At 60.5% G+C, this 357-nt stretch carries 1 protein-coding gene; it reads right to left on the bottom strand.

The window, feature by feature from the left end:
* A partial coding sequence (locus AC0L3U_RS38705) for a mechanosensitive ion channel domain-containing protein (RefSeq protein WP_473365010.1) occupies positions 1 to 357 on the bottom strand: 357 nt, incomplete at both ends.

Raw genomic sequence — 357 nt, 5'->3', positions numbered from 1 at the left:
GGTTACCGATGGTAATGGTGTCGCCGATGCGCACCGGGCGCTCGAACAGGATCATGATGCCGGAGATGAAGTTGGCGAAGATCTCCTGCATGCCGAAGCCCAGGCCCACCGACAACGCCGCCACCAGCCACTGCAACTTGTCCCAGCTCACGCCGAGGGTGGAAAGCGTCGAGACAAATCCCACACCGGCGATCACATACGACAGCAACGTCGTGGTGGCATAGGCGCTGCCTTGGGCAAGCTCCAGTTTGGACAGCACCAGTACTTCGAGTAAGCCTGGCAGGTTGCGCGCCAGGGCGAAGGTGATACCAATGATGATCAGCGCGCCGAGCAAGTCGCCGATGCTGATAGGCACCA

Source organism: Bradyrhizobium sp. Kon69 (assembly GCF_055807515.1).
This window is presented reverse-complemented; position numbering and strand designations above follow the sequence as displayed.